Raw genomic sequence first — 22,599 nt, forward strand, 5'->3', positions numbered from 1 at the left:
AATACTTTAGGATTTGTCAATCACCCCAAAGGCGACTGTTTTCCATTTAATATAGCCCAGTTTTGCACATTGATCGGCTACTTCGGCTTCTACACTACCCGGTACATCGTTTACAATCTTCCAGCGTACGCTGTATTTACTATTATATCCGATATAAATTACAATATCATCAAATAAAGGTTCAACTGTTTCCAGTCCCTTAAGGTGTATTTCTTGCAGCTCCTTAGCAAAGCGTACAAGTCTTTCGTTCATCACTTTTGCCAGCGGTGGTGCTGGCTTAACATCTGGTTCTATAATCGCAAGTACAGTTACAGTCATCGGCTAAAATCTCAGTAATACTACTATTTTTAGCAAAGCTAACTATTATTCCCGAATTTATTAACATTTATGATCTGAATACTGTTGTTAATGCACTCCCTGTTAACTTACTTGCCATTACATTAATTGACTATTTATCGTAACCACCTAACAAACAACACAAACCAAATCAAGCTACATCAACCTCCACACATTATCAACAATAAGTGCAACAGCAAAAAAAATCAATTAAATTTGCTGAATGAGTAATGGCGGTTCTTCTAATTCAATTTTCGACAAGGTTTTATCTTTTATCGACTACAGCAACCAGAGTATTTTTCTTACCGGAAAGGCGGGGACAGGAAAAACCACCCTGCTAAAACGGATCAAAGAAACTTCTTCGAAAAAGATGGCCGTTATCGCTCCAACCGGGGTCGCAGCAATGAACGCAAAAGGCACCACCATCAATTCCTTTTTTCAATTGCCTCCAGGTTCCTTTTTCCCGGGAGACATTAGTCTTGAAAACCTTCAATCAGGCATACTCTCTATTCAATCGATGGTTTCTGATTTGAGCTACAGCAGAGAAAAAACAAGTCTTTTTAATGAACTCGAACTCCTGATTATCGATGAGGTATCTATGGTGCGTTGCGATTTGTTAGACGTAATTGATGCGATATTGCGTACTGTTAGAAAAAACAATGCCCCCTTTGGCGGCGTACAGTTACTCCTTATCGGCGATTTATACCAACTGCCACCAGTTACCAAAAGGGAAGATTGGACATTTTTAAGCAGAGCCTACCCTTCTCCGTATTTTTTTGATGCACTGGTGATCCGCAGAAACCCCGTTTTACAAATAGAGCTCAGCACGGTATTTCGACAAACTGAGCCTGAATTTATCAATATCTTAAATGACATCAGAAACAATCAGATTAACGAAAGCGGACTAGAACTATTAAACAAAAGATACAATCCTAGCCCCAATACTGCCGATGAGGTAAGCCCTATTATCATTACTTCTCACAATGCCGAAGCCAATGCCATCAATAAAGAGAAACTAGAGGAGCTTACGGGCACAGAATACACCTTTGAAGGTGAAGTAAGTGGAGAGTTTAGAGATCTTGGTTTACAAGCGGAACAAAGCTTGAAATTGAAGGAAGGCGCCCAGATCATGTTCATCAAAAACGATACTGGCGAGAACCGTAAATTCTATAATGGAAAGATTGGAAAGGTAAAATCGCTGAACGAAGGTGAAATCTATATTTCCTTCCCAAATGAACCAGACTTTTTATTAGAAAAAACCTCATGGCAATCTTTCGAATACAAAACAGATACGGAAGAAGCCATTGTTCAGCAACAGGTAGGTGAATTTTCTCAATACCCTATTAAACTGGCCTGGGCCGTAACCATTCATAAAAGCCAGGGTCTCACTTTTGATAGTGCAATTATTGATGCTGGGAAATCCTTTGTTGCTGGTCAGGTCTATGTCGCATTAAGTCGTGTAAGGACACTAAACGGCTTGATTTTAAAATCAAAAATCAGCACAGAAAGCTTAAGATCAAATACAGAAGTGATCAATTATATGAACCCTGCAAAGGAAGCTGAACTGGATGATATCTTAATCACTGCTCAGGAGAGTTTTATTCTGCAATTGGTCCTGGATCATTTTTCTTTTAGCCGCATTTATACCGGATTGGAGACCATGGCATCCAACCCTGAAGTAGTCAAATCAATTCTGCCAGAATTTAAATCTTTACTTGTTCAGCTTAACAAATCAGTGAATGATCTATTGGCACTATCAGACCGTTTCCAAAATCAGGTAAAACAACTACATAAACAAAGCGGATTTAAGGATCAGGAAGCACTTCAAGCCCGAATTGAATCTGCGTTGGCTTACTTCATTAAAGAGCTAAACTTGCAGCTCATCAATCAGCTCAATAAAAATATCAGGATTAAACCCAAAAACAAGATTCAACAGCAGCTACAGCACCTGATGCAAAAGTACAGACAGGTGATAGAAGGCAGAATTGTGCTAATGCAATATGCTTCGAACCTATTAAAGGAACCTATTAAAACCGAGGATTATACAACCTGGATCAATAAACACAAAGTAAAAGCCAATACAAAACCGGGTTCTTCTTCCTCAGCTTCGCAGCAATCGACTGTTAACTTGCAATTATTTTAAATATGCCCCTATAACCCTTTATTACCACTGGGATTCCCTCGGGAAAGGTCTTACGCAACAGGGAGTTCCAAAGGAATATAAAAGGAGTTTGAAAGGAGCGAGGGTCCTATCAGAGTCCTTTCAAACTCCTTTCGAACTCCTTTCAGACTCCTTCCAGGGTAAGACCGTTCCCGAAGGATTACAAAGCCTGCCCCTTATGTTGACAATCTATTCGACTTTGATCTCCAAAGTTGTGTTCATTGGATTTTCTTTATTCAAGTTTTGAACAGATATTCTGTAATTGCCCGTTACGTCGCTGGTATAAAAATCCAGCGTACCAGGTAAAACGTTAGGCGCATAATAAATTAAACTCCTTTGATCTGGCAATCTTTTGTTAATGGCTTGTTGCGGAGAAAAAGGCGTACGTGGAAGCTGTATTCCATTAAAAGAATGCACTGATACATAAGGTTCAAGTGGAAATCCATCCAGGTCGCCATTGTAAGTTTGTAAACTTAAAATTCCATCAACTTGAAGGTTGTTATAAAAGTAAGTATGCGCTATTACCGCACCTTTTTTAAGCTTAAATGGATCGAATTTGAAGAATTTGTTGAAGTTGAAAATTGGCACCCCATCGAGCATTATAAAAGGATCGTAATCAGAAAAACGTGGGGTGACTAAACCTTTATCCAACACATGAAGATGAAGTCCATCCTTGTGTTTTTGAACCATAATCGTACCCACATATTCCCTAAATACTTCTTCAATAGTCGTAAACCGGTTGTAATCGTCTAGATTAAACTTTTCATCAGGCTTTCCGAAAAATTGGGTACTATCAAGAGGTGGGGCATTTAAGATGGTACTTAAGCTGTCGTTATGGTAGGCTAACTGTACCTGCAAGGCTTTATGACGTTCCCTGATGTCTGCGATTAAATCAGGGTTAAGACGTACCTCATTGGGCATTACGCTATCTGCAACTTTATGCTCATGGTATGGGCTATGGATTACTATTCTTGCGGTACTATCTTTAGGTAAGGGTTGAACGATTAAGTCCATGTTACCATTTAACACTGGGATTTCTAAATCCAAGTTCCCATCCTGATCACTTTCAATGGCATAAAGTCGAACATTTTTGCCAGGGATGGTAACCAATACGGGGATGTTAGGAAGCGGGTCTCCAGCTTTGCTCAATACTTTCCCCTTAATGAGCTGTCCGTTAATTTCCGGTGGAAATAGGTATGCTGCAGGATTTGTGTCCATTAGCTTTCCCTTGGACATGTTTTTTTGAAGATCTGGTGTAAGCATTGTATTTGCAGCCCATTCGGAAAGTTTATCAGTTTTTATTACCGTTACCATTAAATTATTGGATATGCTATCGTTCGATTTCAAGTTTAGGGTGACTTTTTCCCGTTTATGAAAAACGGTTTTGGCTGTTTTAACCGATAGTCCCGCAGTATATGTTTGAGCTTGAACAATAGCAATTGTGCTGATCGGGGAAGGGGCCTCCGAAATAAGGGGGAGGGGTTGAAAAGAGTTGATCAGTACAATTTGCTTTTTAAAAAAGCAGTCTTCTCCAAAGTTTTTCATCCAATTTGTGTAGGCGCATATGGTGTAATTGCCAGTGGATAGTTCTGTGGGTAACTTTAGATAACCAGTTGCTGATCCGTTTTTCATGCCTATCTTTTCTTGAAAGACAGGTTTGTTTTGAGCGTCCAAAATTTCAACATATATTAATTTACTTAGATCTTGGGATTCAGTGGTCACCGCCATAGTTGGAAGTAGCTGTAGCCAGATCGTTTCTCCAGCGAGGTAAACCACGCGGTCGGTTTGAATTGATAATTGCGGCAGGTAATAATATTTAGCATGATCGCCTGGTGATTGTTGAGTATTACTCGGTTGTTCTTGAGCGTAAGTATTACCAACGATCAGCATAAACATCCAAGCTGCAAGCAGTTCCTTTTTCATGGGTATAGCTATTTAAATATCTTAATTAAAGTGGCCAAAAGATTGGTTTTTCATTTGTACCGCCAAGCTTGGTACATTCGACGCAACTGCTACTTATATACCCTGACCCTTTTTTAGGGTCATTATCCTCGTAAACAATATACCCTCCTCCTGAAAATATCCATGCAAGTCCTATTTTTGAGCGATCATATTCTGGGTCTGGGAAACCACAGGTATTTATATATCTCCAATCCATAGGCCTAGGTATGAACTGCCTTTTTATACTTTCTGTTGATGCAGAAATAAAGCCAATTACAGGCTCCTTAGGATTGTTGATGCAAAAAATATTACCCTTTACTTCAGTGGGTAAAGGACTAAAAATCCCACCTAGCTGTTCTGTAACTTTTCTCAAATTGAAGTAATAATAATAAGCTTCTTTAGTTAAGGCATATTGTTTTAAATACACACTATAACCAACGGAAAACTCAACACTTTTGTCACGAATTATTTTTAAAGGTGCCTGAAACACTTCGTCAACTGCAAGCTGTTCTGTACTGGCAATTAAGATGCTTGTATTTATGTCTTTTTGCCAACAACGCCACATTTTATCCTGGAAGGGGAAATCAGTAGGAACTAAGGTTGAAGTGGCGGGATCAAATTTCACCAATGCCAAGAATTGGGAATGGTATTCATAAGTACCATCATACAGCCAACGGTAATACCTTGTATTATTGGTTGCATCATGTGTATTTACGTATATCTGTGCGTCTTTATTTTTAATGTAGTAATCAATACGGTCAATTGCAGGAGAAATTTTCACCGGGACAAATGCAGAAGCATATTGCGATTGATTTTTTGTACTGATTTTTAACCTGCAATTGCCACCTGCTGGCACCACAATATCTTTTCCATAATAATTACCGGGTTTATCTTCTACAAAAGCAAAGCTTGTCCCATTTTCTACTTCCACACTCACTAATGCGCCAGTTTCCACGATGAGTTTTTCATCTGTATCAAGAGGGAGCGTGCGCGAAAGCGTAATATGTGTTGTATTACCCAAACCCGGTACAATAGTGCCGTCGACCACCAAGTAATTTACGTTGCCACTTTCTATTTTAGGTGTGAATTTATCTTTACACTGGCAGAAAAATAAGCTACAAAGTACTGCTGATATAATATAGTATAGATTCTTTTGCATGGATTTAGAATTTAAAGTTATAGGTGGCAAAAGGAATGGCAGCCCCAAAAATGGAGAATTTGTATCCATTTGTTTTTCCGTTCTCAGATACAAAATAGACTGAATAGGGGTTTCTTCGCCCTGTTAAATTATATATGCCGACTGTAAAACTGCTGTGGTATAATTTTTTCACTTTGTGGTTACCTTCAATATTCATACTAAAATCTGTTCTAAAATAATCGGGTATGCGATAGGTGTTTCTGTCTGTGTATAACATTCGATAAGCGTCTGCATAATAATACTTAGCTATCGGGTAAGTAATCGGCCTACCTGTACTATAATTCGTTGTCAACGAGACACTAAATCGATGTGATAATTTATAATTGCTAATAAAGTTTACAACGTGTGGCTTGTCGTAATCCGCAGGAAGAAAATTCCCATTATTAACGGGTGATGGAACCAATGGATCATCCATTTTTAAGAATGTTCTCGAAAAAGTGTAGCTCACCCAACCCGTTAATTTTCCGGTAGTTTTTTTGATTAAAAATTCAATACCATATGCTTTACCCGAAGCATTAGCGATATCTGTTTCGATGTGTGAATTTAATAACAACTCCGCTCCATTCTTATAAGTGATCGCGTGTTGAATGCGCTTATAGTAGGCCTCAATGGATGTTTCAATACTATTATCTCTGAAATTTCTGTAATATCCAAGGGCAAATTGATCACCAATTTGTGGTCGTATGTAATTGTCACTGAGCTTCCAGGTGTCCATTGGACTGATAGCTGTGGTGTTACTTAGCATATGAATATTTTGCCTTGTTCTATTGTAAGCCAATTTGATACTCGCGTCTGACGATAAAGAGTACCGTAAAGATACTCGTGGTTCTAGCCCCATATAGGACTTGATATTTCCTGTTTTCTGAATGGTATCGGTGATACTGAGTGTACTTCTGGGCGCGCCGGGAATGTATTCGTAAATAGTTTGCGGCCCATTATAATTGAATAGATTGAAACGTACACCGACATTCAAGGATAAATCGGGTGTGATAGTATAAGTGTCACTTAAATAGACAGCGGCATCTAATCCCGCCTCAGGCTCTACAGTGTTGGTAATGGCTTGTCCTTTCCCAATGGCAAAATAATCGCCTGGTCGTAATTTATAGGAGATTGCAGCAAGGCCAGCCTCGAATTTATGTTTTACATTTGGCACATAGGTAAAATCAGCTTTCCCATGATATTGCCTCACATCAAACTTAAATTTAAAGTCTTTTATATTGTAATTTTCGCTTTCCATAGAGAAATTGTAGCTATCGTATCCAGCTGCGATTACGCTAAAAAGACGATTATTAAAAATGTGTTTCCATTTGACAACAACATTTTTATTGGCATATTTATAAAGCGAATCACCATCTAAGCTAAAACGATCAGCACTTAAATAACCGGAAAGGTAGACACTGTTTTTTTCATTCGCATCATGACTGATCCGTACATTTAAGTCCTGAAAGCCACCATTGCTTCGCCGATATTTTTCATCATCCAATAAACCAAGGAGCCAGTTGGAATAGGTGGCACGACCACCTGCGATGAACGTAGTTTTTTTTCCGATTGGGCCTTCGAAGGTAAGATGTGCATTTAAAGGCCCGATACCACCTGAGCCTGAAAACTTGTTGTGGTTACCTTCCCGTGTTACTACTTCCAATACGGAAGAGAGGCGGCCACCATATTTTATAGGAATACTACTTTTGTACAGCTCTGCATCTTTTACCACATCGGGATTAAATCCTGAAAAGAAGCCAAAGAAATGGGATGGATTATAAATTGTTGCTCCATCATATAAGACTAGGTTTTGATCTACAGCGCCACCTCTAACATTCAGTCCCGTACTACCTTCACCTACACTAGTAACCCCCGGAAGGTTTAATATCACGCGAATAATATCAGGTTCGCCTAATAAGGCAGGTAACTGTTTTACAGTTTTGATGTTTACTTTTTGCATCCCCATAAGGGTAGAGCGAATGTTCGAGGTTTTTTCGCTGGCTATATTTACCACATTTAGGGCTGTAATATAGTCCGTCAGCACAATGGTCATCTTACCGTCGCCATACAACATCAATTGTCGTTTGGTATCAGTAAGCCCAACATACTTGAGATAAAGCGTGTGTTTTCCTTTTGGTAAGGTGATCGTGAAGTAACCATATTGATCTGTGATGGCTCTAATTTTAAACCCTTCAACAGAGATAGATGCTCCGCTGATGCCTTCCCCGGTTTTATTGTGTTTTACATAACCAGCCACAGTTGCATTTCCCGTACCGAAAGAGCTTGATTTAATGCCAATGTCATAGATTTTATTTTCTTCGTAGCTGATTCGAATTAAAGGATTGACAGTTGGATCGGGAGGACTTTTTTCATTTGCTTTTACACGAGGACTAATGTATTTCTTTGTGACTGTAATTGATGGTTTTTCACCTACGACAAAGGAAATAATGGCATTGGTGGTCAAATAAATGGTATTGTTATCTTCAATGCTATAGTAGATGCCTTTACTTTGGAAGGCGTCTTGCAAAACTTTTTCAAGCGGTTGGTCTTGCACATGCATAGTGATAAATAAACCATCAAATTTTTGTTCATCAAAGTAAAAGAAGCAATTGGTTTGATGCTCTATGGCATCAACAAACTGTTGAACTTTTGCGCTATCAAGAGATAATGTGATTTTCTTATTCAATAACTTTTCCTGGGCTAGTCCTATGAGAGGAGAGCAAAAGACCATCAAGGTCCATAAATACTTCATGTCTAATTTTATTTGTTTATAAACTCTACAACAATGGGGATTGAGGAGCCCGGGGTTTCTTTGATGAACAATTCATTTCTCCGTATGAAATCTTTTAATTCATTTTTCCTGTCTGGGAATATTTCATATAAAGATTTTTCATTTTTAACGAGATGGAATTGGTTGTTCTTTTCGATGTAAAACTTGCGATCATCCTCGTTAATCATAGTGTAGAACCTATGGTTATAGTTTACACCTGTCATATAAGTTTTTCTGTGCTTGCAGAGTATCCTCGTTTTTCCTTTTTGATATAGTTCGTAATAACCAGGTGGTATATTCTGTCCTTTCGGGATATTGATAAAATCAGTATTACCAATGGAGAATTCTGTTACTTCAGATTTTCTCAATACGACTTCGGATTGCAAAACGTGGTGTAAAATGGCCACTTCATCAATTACAATATCGTATTTTAGAGCTACATCATTGTAGGTTCTACCCATGTATACTAAGGTTCCTGGTTTACAAATGGAATCTCTAAAACATGCGTGTCTTGCTTCAAAAATAGAACCCGGTATATATGCTGGGTAGGCTATACCGTTATACAAGAAGGGATTAGTCGTCTCCTTGTATTTGTTGTACACCTCAATTTGTACATTGGTTTGAGCAAGACAATTTTGCGTAATCAAAAGCATCAGGAGAAAAATTAAATATTTCATATAATATATATCTGATTGATTTTGTATAACCGTAAAGCCATACATCTTATTTCCAAGGCAGTTTTCGCTTACATCATTTTTGTAAGTCAAGCCCTGCCAATTGATATGCTCCTTATTGGGCTTTACATCAATTGATATTCACGTTTGAGTGGTAGTGTTCTTCCGCAATGATATTCATTTCAATAAGGGATGCGGAATTCATTTACAATTTACTTATGCATAACGATAAGCACCCTTCAAATCAGAATTTTTACACGAAAAAAAAGAGACGCAACACGCAGCTTTTATATTTAGGGCATCAGTGCCTTTTTAGACTCTATTTTGTTTACCGAAATTCCAGTAAAAGGGAGCCAAATTCAATTGCGGTTTCTCCTTAAGACAAAAAAGATCTTAATATATATCAATCGACAAAGCACCTCCTAAAGGACTATGAGCATATACTTTCCGAATACACTTCGTAAAAAAGGATACGTGACCAAATATACTTTCATAAATGATTTTACCTTCAAAACTCAATCTGAGTTCAGAAGTTAAAACAATTAACCTACGATCTTTGGTTGACAGATTATAATCTGATTTGTCAAAAAAAATGATATCATTTTTTTCATTTTCTAAATATTCCAAAACAGGAGCATCCTTAGGCCTGACACTTAAAAAATCTAATGTAGGTTTACACTCTCTTGCATACCAATTACTATCCTCTCCATAAAAATCCTTGTAATATTCTTCAAGAAAAGGAACTAATTGACCTTCCAAAATATCTGGTTTTAACTTCCATGAATATGAGTCTTCACCTTCTTCCAGTACAAATGATTGAGGATTGGCTACGATAACCTTAAGAAGCCGGTTTAAACATACAATTTTATCTTTTGTCTCCATTTCATCCAGATGGTCCTTAGAGACACTTAAAGTTGTAATAAGCCTAGTTTGCAAAAATTCTCCCATTGCTATTTTATATAATTTGTTAAAAATTCAATTTGTTTTCAATTCCCTTATTGATTTCCGCAATTAACTGCTGTTCGGTAGGGAGCCCAATTCAATTGCGTTCGGATTGCCGACGTAATTAGAAAAACCCGATAAACCTGATTTTTTCTCTGGTGGGATCTAATACCCCTGATGTCGAATACGACAGCTGGGTCTAACATCATACGTATATTCAGCAAACCTAATCAGATCATACGTAAAAATCCACACTCACCTTAAATTCAGCGTATTCCACAAAAAAAACAACAATAAGCAACATAAAATATCGCAATAAACAGATTACATAATCGCTTACAAAATATTATTCTTTAACATTAAACCGCTTATCTTCAGCGTCAAATAACTCCATCCCAATTAGGACGGCAATAAGAAGTTTAACCCTCTCCACATTTGCCAGATTTAGTTATTAATCCCTCATCATTTTAATTTTGTTCTAGCGTATTTTCTTACTGCCTTTCGGTATTTCATTTTGGCCAAATGTAATTAGACTGCGCTTTCAACCAAATTTCAGTACAGTAAGGTTTATCATTAATTATCTCGAGAGGTTTGCCTAAATAACCAGGGGAAAATGAGTGAAGAAACAAGCATCAGCAAATCTACCGATCCACTAGACAAGAAAAAACTTCCACGCTTTATTGATCCTTATAGCGACTTTGGATTTAAACACATTTTTGGTAAAGCGCCCAACAAGAATCTGCTCATTAGTTTCATCAATCAGGTGCTAAAAGGCAGAAAAGTAATTATTGATATACAGTATAGTAATATAGAGTTTAAAGGTTCCGGTGTGGATTATAAGAAGACTGTATTAGATTTACACTGTACCGGAGATAAGGGTGAAAAGTTCATGGTAGAAATGCAAAAAGCAAAACCTAAAAACTTTAAGGACCGAAGTATTTTTTATACAGCAAATCTGATTCAGGAGCAGGGCATCGGTGTAGCTGGCAATTGGGATTATGAGATGCCTGAAATATTCTTTATTGGGATCATGAATTTTAATTTCGATGATAGCCATCCAGATCACTTTTTACATGATATTAGGCTAATAGACAACAATACCCATCAGGAATTTTATTCAAAGTTGTCATATACTTTTATAGAGACGCCTAAATTTAAAAAACTGGAAGCTGAATTGGAAACTGAACTGGATGAGTGGCTTTACATCTTAAATAACCTGGGAAAATTATCTGAAATACCGCTATCTTTGGTAGGCAATACAGAATATGAAAAAGTATTTGAGCTTGCAGAACTTGGCAATTTAACACGAGAAGAAATGTGCGAATACAATCAAGGATTAAAAATAACACGCGATAACTTTAGCGTGATGGAGAATGCGAGAGATGAAGGAATTAAAAAAGGACTTGAAAAAGGAATTGAGATAGGACTTAAAGAAGTAGCGCTCAAATTAAAAATTGAAAACGCTCCTTTAAGCCTTATCTCTAAAACTACGGGGCTCACTATTGAACAAATCGAGGCTTTATAATGAAAAAATATAAGGTCTCTTAGTGCTACTCCGCGGAGTCCTTTTGCTTAGTTAAATAGTAAACTGGTATCCCAATCAACATAATCAATACACCCCAGCCGCAAGTATCCGTTTTATAGATCAGCAAGGCAATACAAAGCGCAGAAGCCAAAACGATGTATAAAAACGGCAATACCGGATAACCAAAAGCTCTATACGGACGCTCTGCATCAGGCATCTTTCTTCTTAGAATGAAAATACCATAAATCGTTAGGATATAAAAGATCAAGACAATAATCACTACAAAATCTAACAAAGCACCATAACGTCCGGTAAGACACAATACTGAGGCCCAAGCTCCTTGAACCCATAGCGCCCAGCCCGGTACATCAAAAGCATTTAGTTTTGCTGCTTTCTTAAAAAACAGGCCATCTTTTGCCATGGTATAATAAACCCTTGCTCCTGACATAATCAAACCATTGTTACAGGCAAACGTAGAAATCATGATCATTACAGCAATGATAATCGTTCCTGCCTGTCCAAAAATATACTGAGCAGCCACAACCGCTACCCGATCTGATTTTGCTGTCGTGATGACATCCAAAGGCAATACAGCCACGTACATCAGATTGGCCAAAACATAAATGACACTTACGATAAGTGTTCCTAAAAATAAACTTAATCCAACATTGCGTTTTGGATTTTTAATCTCGCCAGCAATAAAGGTAACTCCGGCCCAGGCATCACTTGAGAAGATCGAACCTACCATTGCCGCAGCAATACCAGAAAGCAATAAGCTACCACTAATCGGTGTCCAGGTCAATGTTTCCAGACTAAAAGAGCGAGTTTCCCATGCATTGGCCCAATTCGCATTCCAAACCTCAGCTTTTGCGGCCAAAGTAAAACCAAATATGATGAGTCCGAATAGAGATAAAATTTTGACGATCGTTAAAACCGTTTGCAAAATCTTGCTGTCTTTAACCCCACGGCTGTTCACATAAGTTAGAAAAACAATGGTAACTATGGAAACCAATTGGGCAGCACTAATCGTATAAAGTTCCGGCAGGCCCTTATCACTTACCCCGGTTTGAATTTGCCAGAGGATGTTATTTTCACTAAAAGGTTCAAACAAATAGGCGGCAAACTTAGAGAAAGCTACTCCTACTGCAGCAATGGTCCCCGTTTGTATCACCCCAAAAAGGCTCCAACCATATAAAAAAGCGATCAGTTTATTGTAGGCTTCTTTGAGGTAAACATATTGCCCACCAGCTTTTGGAAACATGGCACTAAGCTCACCATAGCTTACAGCAGCAATAACCGTAATCAAAGCTGTTACCACCCAAATCAAGGTAAGCCATCCAGCAGAACCCACTTGCCTTGCAATATCGGCACTAACAATAAATATTCCGGAGCCGATCATCGATCCGGCAACAAGCATTGTACCATCTAAAAGGCCCAGCTCTCGTTTAAAAGAGCCATCCTGATTTTCTTTATTCATATTTTTTGTTTGGTCTGGTTGGTTTAGTTAGGATACTATCTTCTAAATCAGCATCACTTCCTAAAGCTAAGATATTTAAAAATCATTATTATCTGGTAAAACCATTTTTTTTGTTCTCGTTTTATATCAACCACCCAAATTTCCGTTAGAATTTAATCGGCTTACTTTTATAGCGCGATTATTTAACTGAGACAACCCAGACATTACCCGGACACTGTTCGGCCTAACCCGAGTAATATCCGGGTAATGTCTGGGTAATCTCCGGGAATAAGCCGGGTAAGTAGCGTTAACTAATAAGAAACTTCCAAACTACCTTTTAGAATAAGTTTAAAATATTTGCTTTCCAGCTTATTACTTCATATCGATTTTTACAAAATAAAAAATCAGCATTAAATGCAACAGAAAGCACAAAACTCCTTTTTTTCAAAAAAGGTTTGCAATCAATTGATTAAAAATTTGTTAATTACGTTTACTCAACTATTTTTGTTGTAAGCCCAATTGTGAAAAAACGCATATCAAGAACCACCGCGAACCACAAAACGGAGAACCAAATGAACTAAAAAAACAAGTTAAACAACCTAAACGAGAAGAATTAAAGTATGGAGTTTTTACAAAACAATTTAATTTACATGATCCCTGTATTGGGTTTAATTAGCCTTCTGGTAATGGCAATTAAGAGTGCGTGGGTAAATAAGCAGGATGCGGGCGACGCAAAAATGCAAGAACTTGCCGGTTACATAGCCGATGGAGCAATGGCTTTTTTAAAAGCTGAATGGAGGGTACTAAGTATTTTTGTGGTGTTTACTGCTGCATTACTGGCTTACTCAGGCAGCATTCATGAGGTAAATGGTATAGTCTTACATTCAAGCTGGATCATTGCTGTCGCCTTTGTGATTGGTGCTGTATTTTCTGCAACTGCAGGATACATCGGTATGAAAGCGGCGACTAAAGCAAATGTTCGTACCACTCAGGCAGCAAGAACCAGTTTAAAACAAGCTTTAAAGGTTTCTTTTACCGGTGGTACCGTAATGGGGCTTGGTGTTGCCGGATTGGCAATTCTGGGTTTAGGAGGTTTATTCATCGTTTTTCTTCAAATATTTAATGTTGTTGCGGCCAACAGCACAGAAATGAAAACGGCAATAGAAGTATTGACTGGTTTCTCACTGGGTGCCGAATCCATCGCTTTATTTGCTCGTGTTGGTGGTGGTATCTATACCAAAGCTGCCGATGTTGGTGCAGATTTAGTGGGTAAAGTTGAAGCAGGTATTCCTGAGGATGACGTGCGGAATCCGGCCACCATTGCCGATAACGTAGGTGATAACGTGGGTGATGTAGCTGGTATGGGTGCCGATTTATTTGGTTCGTATGTGGCGACCATCTTAGCCACTATGGTATTGGGTCAGGAAATTATTGTCGAAAAAATAAATGGAATTGCAGTAGATAACCTAAATGGCTTTTCACCGGTATTGTTACCAATGGTGATTTGCGGCTTAGGTATCATCTTCTCTATTATAGGCACCTGGTTTGTTCGCATTAAGGGTGAAGATTCAAATGTGCAGACGGCGCTAAACTTAGGAAACTGGGGATCAATCGTGATCACCGCCATTGCTTCTTACTTTATCGTAATGGCTATGCTACCTACGCATTTACATTTACGTGGTATTGATTTCACTAGCTTAGATGTGTATTGCGCCATTATAGTAGGTTTAGTAGTAGGTACTTTAATGAGCATCATTACCGAGTACTACACGGCCATGGGCAAAGGACCTGTTAACTCAATTATACAGCAATCAGGCACAGGCCATGCCACCAATATCATTGGTGGTTTATCGGTTGGTATGAAATCTACAGTTGCCCCTATCCTTGTTTTGGCTGGTGGTATCATTTTCTCCTATGCTTTTGCAGGTCTATACGGTGTGGCTATTGCTGCTGCGGGTATGATGGCCACTACGGCTATGCAATTGGCGATTGATGCTTTTGGACCAATTGCCGACAATGCTGGTGGTATTGCCGAAATGAGCCAACTACCTCCAGAAGTACGTGAACGTACAGATAACCTGGATGCGGTTGGGAACACAACTGCTGCTACAGGAAAGGGATTTGCAATTGCTTCTGCAGCCTTAACCTCACTAGCCCTATTTGCGGCCTTTGTGGGTGTAGCGGGTATTTCTGCTATCGACATTTACAAAGCTCCAGTATTGGCTGGCTTATTTGTAGGTGCGATGATCCCTTTTATTTTCTCTGCACTGTGTATCGCAGCAGTTGGTAAAGCCGCAATGGATATGGTACAGGAAGTTCGTCGCCAGTTCCGCGAAATTCCGGGAATCATGGAATATAAAGCAAAACCTGAATATGAGAAATGCGTAGCCATATCTACCAAAGCCTCTCTTCGTGAAATGATGTTACCGGGTGCAATTGCCTTATTGGTACCAATTATCGTTGGTTTCGGTTTCAAAGGTGTTTTCCCTTCTGTAAGTTCCGCCGAGATATTAGGTGGCTTATTGGCAGGTGTTACTGTTTCAGGCGTATTAATGGGCATCTTCCAATCTAACGCTGGTGGCGCATGGGACAATGCCAAAAAATCATTTGAAAAAGGTGTGGAGATCAATGGTGAAATGCATTATAAAAAATCAGAACCACATAAAGCCTCTGTTACAGGAGATACAGTTGGTGATCCGTTTAAAGATACTTCAGGACCATCAATGAATATCCTGATCAAGTTGATGTCGATCGTTTCCCTGGTGATTGCTCCTTATATTGCCGTGAGCAGTTCGGCAGAAACTTCAAAAACCAAAACGTACACAAAGAAGATTGAGGTTATTGCTCAAGCGGTAAACCCAACAAAAATCATTTCCAATACCAAAACCATTCAAGTTGTAAAAGACAGCGTAATAACGAAGCTGTAGTTTAAATACCGTCTAAAAATAAAAGGGATTTCTAAAAAGAATCCCTTTTATTTTTAGATATATTTTCTTTAGGTTTGACACTACGATGATAATTGCATTTTTTACGACTATCAGATAAACAATACTTTCAAATTAAACAGCACAAAAAAACTAACTTATTAAACTAAACCACAAATTATGAATTTTAGAAAGTCAATCGACTTACTCACCAAGGAGGCGTCAGAGAGCGGTGAGGGAACACTAAAAAGAACACTTGGGCCAGTAAATCTGGTTGCTTTAGGTATTGGAGCAATCATCGGAGCTGGGCTATTCTCTATCACTGGTTCGGCGGCAGCTAACAATGCCGGTCCTGCCATCACAATCTCTTTCGTTATTGCAGCTTTAGGCTGCGGCTTTGCAGGCTTGTGTTATGCAGAATTTGCATCCATGATACCTGTTGCCGGTAGTGCCTACACTTATTCGTATGCCACAATGGGCGAATTTGTAGCCTGGGTTATCGGTTGGGATCTTGTTTTGGAATACGCTTTAGGAGCTGCAACGGTTTCAATTAGCTGGAGTAGGTATCTGGTCAAATTTTTGGGCTATTACGACCTTCATCTCCCACCCCAGGTCACCATGTCACCTTTTGAACACGTTACCCTATTAGACGGCACTGTTGTTCATGGTATGATGAACCTACCTGCTGTATTTATCATTGTTTTAATGTCTTTCATTCTGATTAGAGGTACAAGTGAGTCTGCATTTGTTAACGGTCTTATTGTATCCATTAAAGTGGTGATCGTTTTCATTTTTATCTTCCTTGGATGGAAATATATCAATACAGAAAATTATTCGCCATATTTTATCCCTGCCGATAAACCAGGTCATGAGAGTGTGTTTACACATGGATGGGGCGGCGTAATCAGGGCTGCAGGTATTGTATTCTTTGCCTATATTGGTTTTGATGCCGTATCCACTGCTGCACAGGAAGCCAAGAATCCTAAAAGAGACATGCCAATTGGTATCCTGGTATCTTTATTTATCTGCACCATTTTGTATATTCTTTTTGCACACGTAATGACTGGTGTTGCCAATTACGATCTTTTCAAAGGTCAGGATGGTATTGCTCCTGTTGCGGTTGCTATTGACAATATGGGTCTTAAAAATGCCGCCGGAGTTGTGACACCTGCTTTCCCATGGTTAAACAAACTAATCATTCTAGCTATTTTAGGTGGTTATGCTTCAGTAGTTCTAGTGATGCTATTGGGCCAATCAAGGGTATTCTTCTCGATGAGTAGGGATGGTTTATTGCCTAAGGTTTTCTCAGAAGTACATCCTAAATTCAGTACTCCAGCAAAAAACAATTTATTGTTCATGGTATTTACGAGCTTATTTTCTGCATTTGTACCAGCTACTGTAGTTGGTGAGATGACCAGTATCGGCACCTTATTGGCCTTTATCCTGGTATGTATTGGTATAGTTATTTTAAGAAAGAGAATGCCGGATCTACCAAGAGCGTTTAAAGTGCCATTGGTTCCTTTAATTCCAATTTTGGGTGTTGTAGTTTGTCTAGGTATGATGGTATTTTTACCATTAGATACTTGGGTACGTTTATTGGTTTGGATGATTATTGGTGTAAATGTTTATCTGTTCTATGGTATGAAAAACAGTTTACTATCAGACAATAAAAAAGAAACCTTGATGAAAAGCACCAAAACAGTTTCCTATATTGGAATTGCATTAACTGTACTTTTAGTGATTGTAGCCATTATTCACCACCACATTACTGATGGTGTCGATACCGGACTATACTATTTCTCCTTAATTTTTGCTGCTGCACATTTCATTCTTTATGCATTTAAAGCTGCTAATGCTGGTAACGTAACGATTAAAGAAATCAAGTAATCAACTGGTAAAAAACATCATAAAAAAGCCGCCCTGCACATATGTAGGGCGGCTTTTTTAATGAACAGGCCAGGGACCTAGGCCAATCTCAGTTCTTCTCCTACCACACCATTCTCCCATAATATAGCCTTTACCATATCCGCACAAGGGACAGAAGACATTACTTTAAGCAACTTATCTTCAAATGAAAACAACCAGTTATGTTTACCAAACAAAAGATTAAAAACTGGTTTCACAGCAATCATGTCGATTCTGTTTTGTACTGATGTTTTAAAGATGACCGTGTTCATGGTTGTTAAATTATACACCAAAGATGGGTAGTTTAACTGAACTAGTAAATCGATTTAAGGTGGAGCCGGGCAAAAACCCCGGTGAACCACAAAAAAACATCGGTAAAAACTCCAGAGCACATCTCCCTTCTGAGCTATGCAATCTGGTTAAGGGTAAAACTGGAGGAAGCCTATAGAAATGTCATACATGGCAGGAACAATTCTAATTTCCCCATGATCCGCGAGTTGTCGGATCAAACTGCTCTGCTCTAATATCTGTTGTATAGAGCGGTATACATTTAGCACCGCCACTTTATTGACAAAAGATTCATTTTCACCGTTGCGATTATGATTTTCGGTAAGCTCCTGCGGGATACTGATTTTCACCTCTCTCAATAAGCCTGAAAGGTTCTCTATTGTCACACTGTTGCAGGCACTTTTTATAGCGCCGCAACCCGTATGCCCCATCACAATGATCAGTTTCACGCCGGCGGTTAGAATGGTGTATTCTAGTGAACCCAGGATATGTTGGGAGACCACATTTCCTGCAACACGAATATTGAAAATATCACCAATACTTTGGTCGAAGATCAGTTCTGCGGCGACCCTGGAGTCCATGCAGCTTAATATGGTTGCAAATGGTTTGGGCTCATCTTTTGTTTCCTGTACTTTTTGCAATAGGTTAGCGTGGATACTATACCCATTTTGAAATCGTACATGACCTTCCCGAAGTAACAGCAGGGCTTGGTCAGCTGTCATTTCCAGCGGCGGATACAGCCTGCCAGAATCCATGATCTCGTGATGTTCGTTTAGCATGATCCTATTTTATTATTTGTTGTTTGCTGATTTTTCTTTATCCTGTTGCATCATCTGCATGAGTTGCATCCCCATCAAACCGCTAAGACTTCCATCGCTTCCATTGCCACCGGTGACGATCAGATCGGGAATAATTTTAATCCTGCCTTTTCCAATCTCCTCTGTGATTTTGAATCTGGTGAAATTTTCGTTCCCCATAGCTTTTACCTGCAAGTCATAGGCATCGGCAGTAGATTTACCAATCGCCATGATCTTTTCCGCCTCGGCCAAACCGGTTTTAGTAATCTTTTCGGCATCCGCACTAGCATTAACTCTAGTAGCTTCTGCTTGTGCTCCAGCACGCATTTTTGTTGCGGTAGCTTCTGCATCAACCTGAAGTTTTAAGCTGTTAGCATCACCTTCTGCTTTTTTAACTGTAGCATCAGCCGTACGCTGAGCAATTTCTACGTTTTGTTGCGCTTTCACTATTTCCTTCTGCATATCTGCTATAGCGGTCTCTTTTTCCATACCCTGACGTTGTTCCTGTGCCATTCGTTGTATCTGATAAGTCTTTTGTTCCTCTTCGGCAATCTTACGATCGGTTAGAGTTTTCATTAAAGATTCCGGAGGAAGAATATCCCCAATCAGCGTGTCTACTGCATTGACATTATAGTCGTCCAACACGGCTTTAATATGCTCTTTTGCAGATTGCTGCCTTTCTTTACGGGTAATCAAGAAGCTGATTACATCGCTGTCCTGAGCAGAGTTTCGGAAATAGTTGCCAATGGTGGGTTCCAGAACCTGACTGACCAGGTTGCTCATGCTGCCGAAACGGGCAATGACTTTTGGAGCTTCAGTCGCAGGAATATGGATGATCTGAGAAACATCTAAGTTGAACGGAAAACCATCTCTAGAGCGAACAGTAATGGTACTCAGGTTCTTGTCTAACTGGTGCGATTCGTTCCTGGCATTAGCCCAATTGAGCACAAGGTTGGTGGTAGGCACAAGCTCCACCTTCATAATGTATTTATTGAAGGGGTATTTCCCTGGCCCATAGGCTTCCATCCAAACCCCGCGCTGACCTTTGCTGACAATATTACCATGTTTAAAGCTCTCCCCACTGATATCTTTGCCATCCTCTCCAATATAACTGATAACCACACCAACGAAGCCAATGGGGACATCAGTCATCGGTATTTCTTCAATTTGGATCGCCCATGGATTGATGTTATAACTTCCTGCCAAAATAATGCTGGGTTGTAAACCACGGTTACCGTCATGTTTTAAAAAAACATCTATGTCCTGAAAGTTATTGTGTCCCGCAATTAGCTTACCTGCAATTTGTCCACCTTCTATAGGCAGGCCATCGAGTGTGGTAACGATACCCACCATATTTTCACTGATGCTCACCATATCCGCAATGGTAACCGTGAAAGCGAAAAGGTTAATGCGGTAGGTTCCTGCTGTGATGTAGGAAGTCTGACGACCTTTTTGTCCATTGTTATTCAGAAACTTCTCGGCATCCTGGAAGTTATCTGATTCAACCCTGCGTCCGAGAATGGCGCCTGTTGGGATTTCTGCGCCGTCATTGGCAAGTATCAATCCTATCTTACCTTCAGGAATAATGGTGAATCCCTCCATGCCTACGGAATACTGCCAAGGCCACATGCCCCAGTAAAGACCGGGAGCAAGGGTTTTTGCCTGGAAACCAGCCTCACCTTTGGTAGCGATAATACGACCATCAGGTAGTTCTTTGTCCCGGCCGAAAAGCACGAATTTTTTAGTAACCATTCCCACTTTGTTTTCAGGCACAATGACCATCCCCAGGAAAACACGCAAGATAAATTTGTAAAACAAAAAGGTGAAGAGAGTGGCGGAGATCCACCAATAGTTCAGAAAGATTTGATAATAGTCCATGATCGTTGGTTTTAAGTTTTTGTTAATGGGATTATTTAAGTCTGTAACATTTGTTTTGATCTGATTTTCTTTCAAATCAAACCTCAGGAAATAAGAAAATATAGTCGTCTTATAACAGTATTATTATATATTATTTTAATCTTATATTAGTATTATGAATAAAGAAGACTTAGGACATCTGGAGAAGCTGATGAACTTTCTAGCGGGAACTTTTCTAAAGAAAAAGAGTTGGAAAGATGTTTCGAAATCTGAATGGACATATATCGTAGAAGAATTAAACGGGCTGTTACAGGAGCGTAACCGAAAGCAACGCATTAAAAAAGAGAGCGACCTGTTTGGAGCAAACTATCTGTATGAGCATCTGATTATCAATAAACTAAAAGCTTATGAAAACAAGAAAGATTTCAGTGCATTAAGCAAGCCTAACCTGGGCAAACTGAGTCGCATCGTACAGGTGCTGGGCTATGATAGCTACATCGATTTTATTAATTCTCATAATGAGGTTTTCAGTTTCACTGATTTAAAGATTGATATTCCTAAAGCTACGATTAACCATAAGTTGCTGGATGAGCTAGTCGGTTTATGGTATTCCTATAACCGGAATCTACCTGATAATCCGGAAAGGATTAATGAGGAAAGGATCTGGCGTTCTTCGGTTGAAATTTATAAATCCGAGTCGACAGGCGAGTATTTTATAGAAAGGAGTGGAGGGGACAACCATAAATATTATGGAAAAGTAACTTCCTATGCCGATTATATCTTCATCATCATGAACAGCAATACATTTATTCGTCAGAGACACTTTATTTCGCGACTGAAAGATATTGGCGAGAAATTAAAACAGCCAAATTACAGAATTGAGGAAGTGCACTTTATCAGTACCTGCATTAGTTTTAATCAGGAGCCGATAGCCTTATTTGAGATTTTCCAGAAGGTAAATACTACAAAAAACTATGTAGCGGATTCGGTGAGTTTTCCGATAGAAAGCAATGAACTTCCTGCAGGGGTAGTTGCTTATTTAAGAGACACTGAAGGAAACAGGATCAACTATCGATAAATGCTCCCCGCTTCCACAACCTTGCCAATCACAATGATTGCAGGATAAGTAAGTCCGCCCAGAGCAGCAGCTTCAGAAAGATTCTGCGCTGTGCAAACCACTTTTTTCTGATGCGGTAACGAAGCGTGTTGTATAATTGCCGCCGGCATATCGCCCAGACCAGCGTCCATATAAATCCCTGCAATTTCTTCAAGCTTTTTCATCCCCATATAAATCACAACTGTCGCAGAACTATTTATTGCGCAACGAAGATCTTTAGATAAGCTCCCATCTTTTTTAGTTCCAGTTATGATCCACATGCTTTCACTCGCACCACGGTGTGTCAAAGGAATTCCACTTAAACCTGTAGCCTGCATACTGCTGATACCCGGTATATAATAAGCAGGAATCCCATGCTTTTCCGCAAACAATACCTCCTCAAAGCCACGTCCAAAAATAAAAGGATCACCTCCCTTTAAACGGACCACAACCCGATGTGTTAAACTATATTCCTTTATTAAATCATGTATAACTTCTTGAGGAGTGTAATTTCCATAGGGTTGTTTACCTACGTAGACCAATTTACAATCCTTCGGAGCGATTTCCAGCAGTTTTTTATTGATTAAATTATCATAAAGTATCACTTCTGCTCTTTTTAATACCTTATATCCCTTCATAGTGATCAATTCCGGATCTCCAGGACCTCCTCCGACTACAAATAACCCAAAATCACCAATTTTTTCAGACATAAACACATAATTAACAGACAAAAAACAATAAATAGGTAAA

16 protein-coding genes are annotated in these 22,599 nt (G+C 39.1%); 5 read left to right on the top strand and 11 right to left on the bottom strand.

Translation table 11 applies throughout. From position 1 onward, the window contains the following. Window positions 1–6: 6 nt before the first annotated feature. Window positions 7–318, bottom strand: coding sequence for a hypothetical protein (locus tag BLS35_RS22075; RefSeq protein WP_090785604.1), 312 nt, complete (start codon window positions 316–318; stop codon window positions 7–9). A gap of 241 nt (window positions 319–559) precedes the next feature. Here BLS35_RS22075 and BLS35_RS22080 point away from each other — a divergent pair, with 241 nt between their 5' ends. Further along, complete coding sequence (locus tag BLS35_RS22080; RefSeq protein ID WP_090785605.1) at window positions 560–2,479, top strand: ATP-dependent DNA helicase; 1,920 nt, start codon at window positions 560–562, stop codon at window positions 2,477–2,479. Between the two features lie 207 nt (window positions 2,480–2,686). Here the strand turns inward: BLS35_RS22080 and BLS35_RS22085 are convergent, their stop codons facing one another. From BLS35_RS22085 to BLS35_RS22105, 5 genes are all read right to left on the bottom strand, one after another. Next, complete coding sequence (locus BLS35_RS22085) at window positions 2,687–4,420, bottom strand: hypothetical protein (protein WP_090785606.1); 1,734 nt, start codon at window positions 4,418–4,420, stop codon at window positions 2,687–2,689. Window positions 4,421–4,445: 25 nt separating this feature from the next. Next, window positions 4,446–5,597, bottom strand: coding sequence for a DUF4249 domain-containing protein (locus tag BLS35_RS22090; protein WP_165973340.1), 1,152 nt, complete (start codon window positions 5,595–5,597; stop codon window positions 4,446–4,448). Between the two features lie 4 nt (window positions 5,598–5,601). Continuing rightward, window positions 5,602–8,367 carry a TonB-dependent receptor gene (locus BLS35_RS22095; protein ID WP_090785608.1) on the bottom strand — a complete coding sequence of 922 codons (2,766 nt, stop codon included), beginning with the start codon at window positions 8,365–8,367 and terminating at the stop codon, window positions 5,602–5,604. 8 nt (window positions 8,368–8,375) lie between these two features. Further along, the gene (locus tag BLS35_RS22100) at window positions 8,376–9,062 is read right to left on the bottom strand and encodes a hypothetical protein (RefSeq protein WP_090785609.1); all 687 of its coding nucleotides are present in this window, start codon (window positions 9,060–9,062) and stop codon (window positions 8,376–8,378) included. A gap of 390 nt (window positions 9,063–9,452) precedes the next feature. After that, window positions 9,453–10,007 (bottom strand): hypothetical protein, encoded by a 555-nt coding sequence (locus BLS35_RS22105; protein ID WP_090785610.1) that lies wholly within the window; start codon window positions 10,005–10,007, stop codon window positions 9,453–9,455. 607 nt (window positions 10,008–10,614) lie between these two features. Here BLS35_RS22105 and BLS35_RS22110 point away from each other — a divergent pair. Beyond that, complete coding sequence (locus BLS35_RS22110; RefSeq protein WP_090785611.1) at window positions 10,615–11,526, top strand: Rpn family recombination-promoting nuclease/putative transposase; 912 nt, start codon at window positions 10,615–10,617, stop codon at window positions 11,524–11,526. 25 nt (window positions 11,527–11,551) lie between these two features. Here the strand turns inward: BLS35_RS22110 and BLS35_RS22115 are convergent, their stop codons facing one another. Beyond that, entirely contained in the window at window positions 11,552–13,003 is a 1,452-nt protein-coding gene (locus BLS35_RS22115; RefSeq protein WP_090785612.1) for an APC family permease, read from the bottom strand. Window positions 13,004–13,602: 599 nt separating this feature from the next. Here BLS35_RS22115 and BLS35_RS22120 point away from each other — a divergent pair. Together BLS35_RS22120 and BLS35_RS22125 are read left to right on the top strand one after the other, a co-directional pair. After that, a complete protein-coding gene (locus BLS35_RS22120; RefSeq protein ID WP_254779040.1) occupies window positions 13,603–15,909 on the top strand; it encodes a sodium-translocating pyrophosphatase in 2,307 nt (768 codons plus the stop codon). Window positions 15,910–16,086: 177 nt separating this feature from the next. Further along, window positions 16,087–17,793, top strand: a complete 1,707-nt coding sequence (locus tag BLS35_RS22125; protein WP_090785613.1) for an amino acid permease — start codon at window positions 16,087–16,089, stop codon at window positions 17,791–17,793. 77 nt (window positions 17,794–17,870) lie between these two features. Here the strand turns inward: BLS35_RS22125 and BLS35_RS22130 are convergent, their stop codons facing one another. From BLS35_RS22130 to BLS35_RS22140, 3 genes are all read right to left on the bottom strand, one after another. Beyond that, window positions 17,871–18,083 (bottom strand): hypothetical protein, encoded by a 213-nt coding sequence (locus BLS35_RS22130; protein WP_090785614.1) that lies wholly within the window; start codon window positions 18,081–18,083, stop codon window positions 17,871–17,873. 147 nt (window positions 18,084–18,230) lie between these two features. Next, window positions 18,231–18,878, bottom strand: a complete 648-nt coding sequence (locus BLS35_RS22135; protein WP_207909131.1) for a carbonic anhydrase — start codon at window positions 18,876–18,878, stop codon at window positions 18,231–18,233. A gap of 12 nt (window positions 18,879–18,890) precedes the next feature. Continuing rightward, on the bottom strand, window positions 18,891–20,774 hold the full coding sequence (locus BLS35_RS22140; protein ID WP_090785669.1) for an SPFH domain-containing protein: 1,884 nt from the start codon (window positions 20,772–20,774) through the stop codon (window positions 18,891–18,893). 154 nt (window positions 20,775–20,928) lie between these two features. Between BLS35_RS22140 and BLS35_RS22145 the strand changes: the two genes are divergently transcribed. After that, complete coding sequence (locus tag BLS35_RS22145; RefSeq protein WP_090785616.1) at window positions 20,929–21,831, top strand: hypothetical protein; 903 nt, start codon at window positions 20,929–20,931, stop codon at window positions 21,829–21,831. Here BLS35_RS22145 and cobA read toward each other — a convergent pair. Then, complete coding sequence (gene cobA, locus BLS35_RS22150) at window positions 21,822–22,559, bottom strand: uroporphyrinogen-III C-methyltransferase (protein ID WP_090785617.1); 738 nt, start codon at window positions 22,557–22,559, stop codon at window positions 21,822–21,824. The genes BLS35_RS22145 and cobA overlap by 10 nt on opposite strands. Window positions 22,560–22,599: the final 40 nt, after the last annotated feature.

The organism is Pedobacter sp. ok626 (genome assembly GCF_900100435.1).
Classification (GTDB): domain Bacteria; phylum Bacteroidota; class Bacteroidia; order Sphingobacteriales; family Sphingobacteriaceae; genus Pedobacter.

Coding starts and splice junctions, on each gene's coding strand:
- BLS35_RS22120 (WP_254779040.1), top strand. CDS start 13,603: ATGGAGTTTTTACAAAACAATTTAATTTACATGATCCCTGTATTGGGT.
- BLS35_RS22125 (WP_090785613.1), top strand. CDS start 16,087: ATGAATTTTAGAAAGTCAATCGACTTACTCACCAAGGAGGCGTCAGAG.
- BLS35_RS22075 (WP_090785604.1), bottom strand. CDS start 318: ATGACTGTAACTGTACTTGCGATTATAGAACCAGATGTTAAGCCAGCA.
- BLS35_RS22080 (WP_090785605.1), top strand. CDS start 560: ATGAGTAATGGCGGTTCTTCTAATTCAATTTTCGACAAGGTTTTATCT.
- BLS35_RS22085 (WP_090785606.1), bottom strand. CDS start 4,420: ATGAAAAAGGAACTGCTTGCAGCTTGGATGTTTATGCTGATCGTTGGT.
- BLS35_RS22145 (WP_090785616.1), top strand. CDS start 20,929: ATGAATAAAGAAGACTTAGGACATCTGGAGAAGCTGATGAACTTTCTA.
- cobA (WP_090785617.1), bottom strand. CDS start 22,559: ATGTCTGAAAAAATTGGTGATTTTGGGTTATTTGTAGTCGGAGGAGGT.
- BLS35_RS22095 (WP_090785608.1), bottom strand. CDS start 8,367: ATGAAGTATTTATGGACCTTGATGGTCTTTTGCTCTCCTCTCATAGGA.
- BLS35_RS22100 (WP_090785609.1), bottom strand. CDS start 9,062: ATGAAATATTTAATTTTTCTCCTGATGCTTTTGATTACGCAAAATTGT.
- BLS35_RS22105 (WP_090785610.1), bottom strand. CDS start 10,007: ATGGGAGAATTTTTGCAAACTAGGCTTATTACAACTTTAAGTGTCTCT.
- BLS35_RS22130 (WP_090785614.1), bottom strand. CDS start 18,083: ATGAACACGGTCATCTTTAAAACATCAGTACAAAACAGAATCGACATG.
- BLS35_RS22090 (WP_165973340.1), bottom strand. CDS start 5,597: ATGCAAAAGAATCTATACTATATTATATCAGCAGTACTTTGTAGCTTA.
- BLS35_RS22115 (WP_090785612.1), bottom strand. CDS start 13,003: ATGAATAAAGAAAATCAGGATGGCTCTTTTAAACGAGAGCTGGGCCTT.
- BLS35_RS22140 (WP_090785669.1), bottom strand. CDS start 20,774: ATGGACTATTATCAAATCTTTCTGAACTATTGGTGGATCTCCGCCACT.
- BLS35_RS22135 (WP_207909131.1), bottom strand. CDS start 18,878: ATGCTAAACGAACATCACGAGATCATGGATTCTGGCAGGCTGTATCCG.
- BLS35_RS22110 (WP_090785611.1), top strand. CDS start 10,615: ATGAGTGAAGAAACAAGCATCAGCAAATCTACCGATCCACTAGACAAG.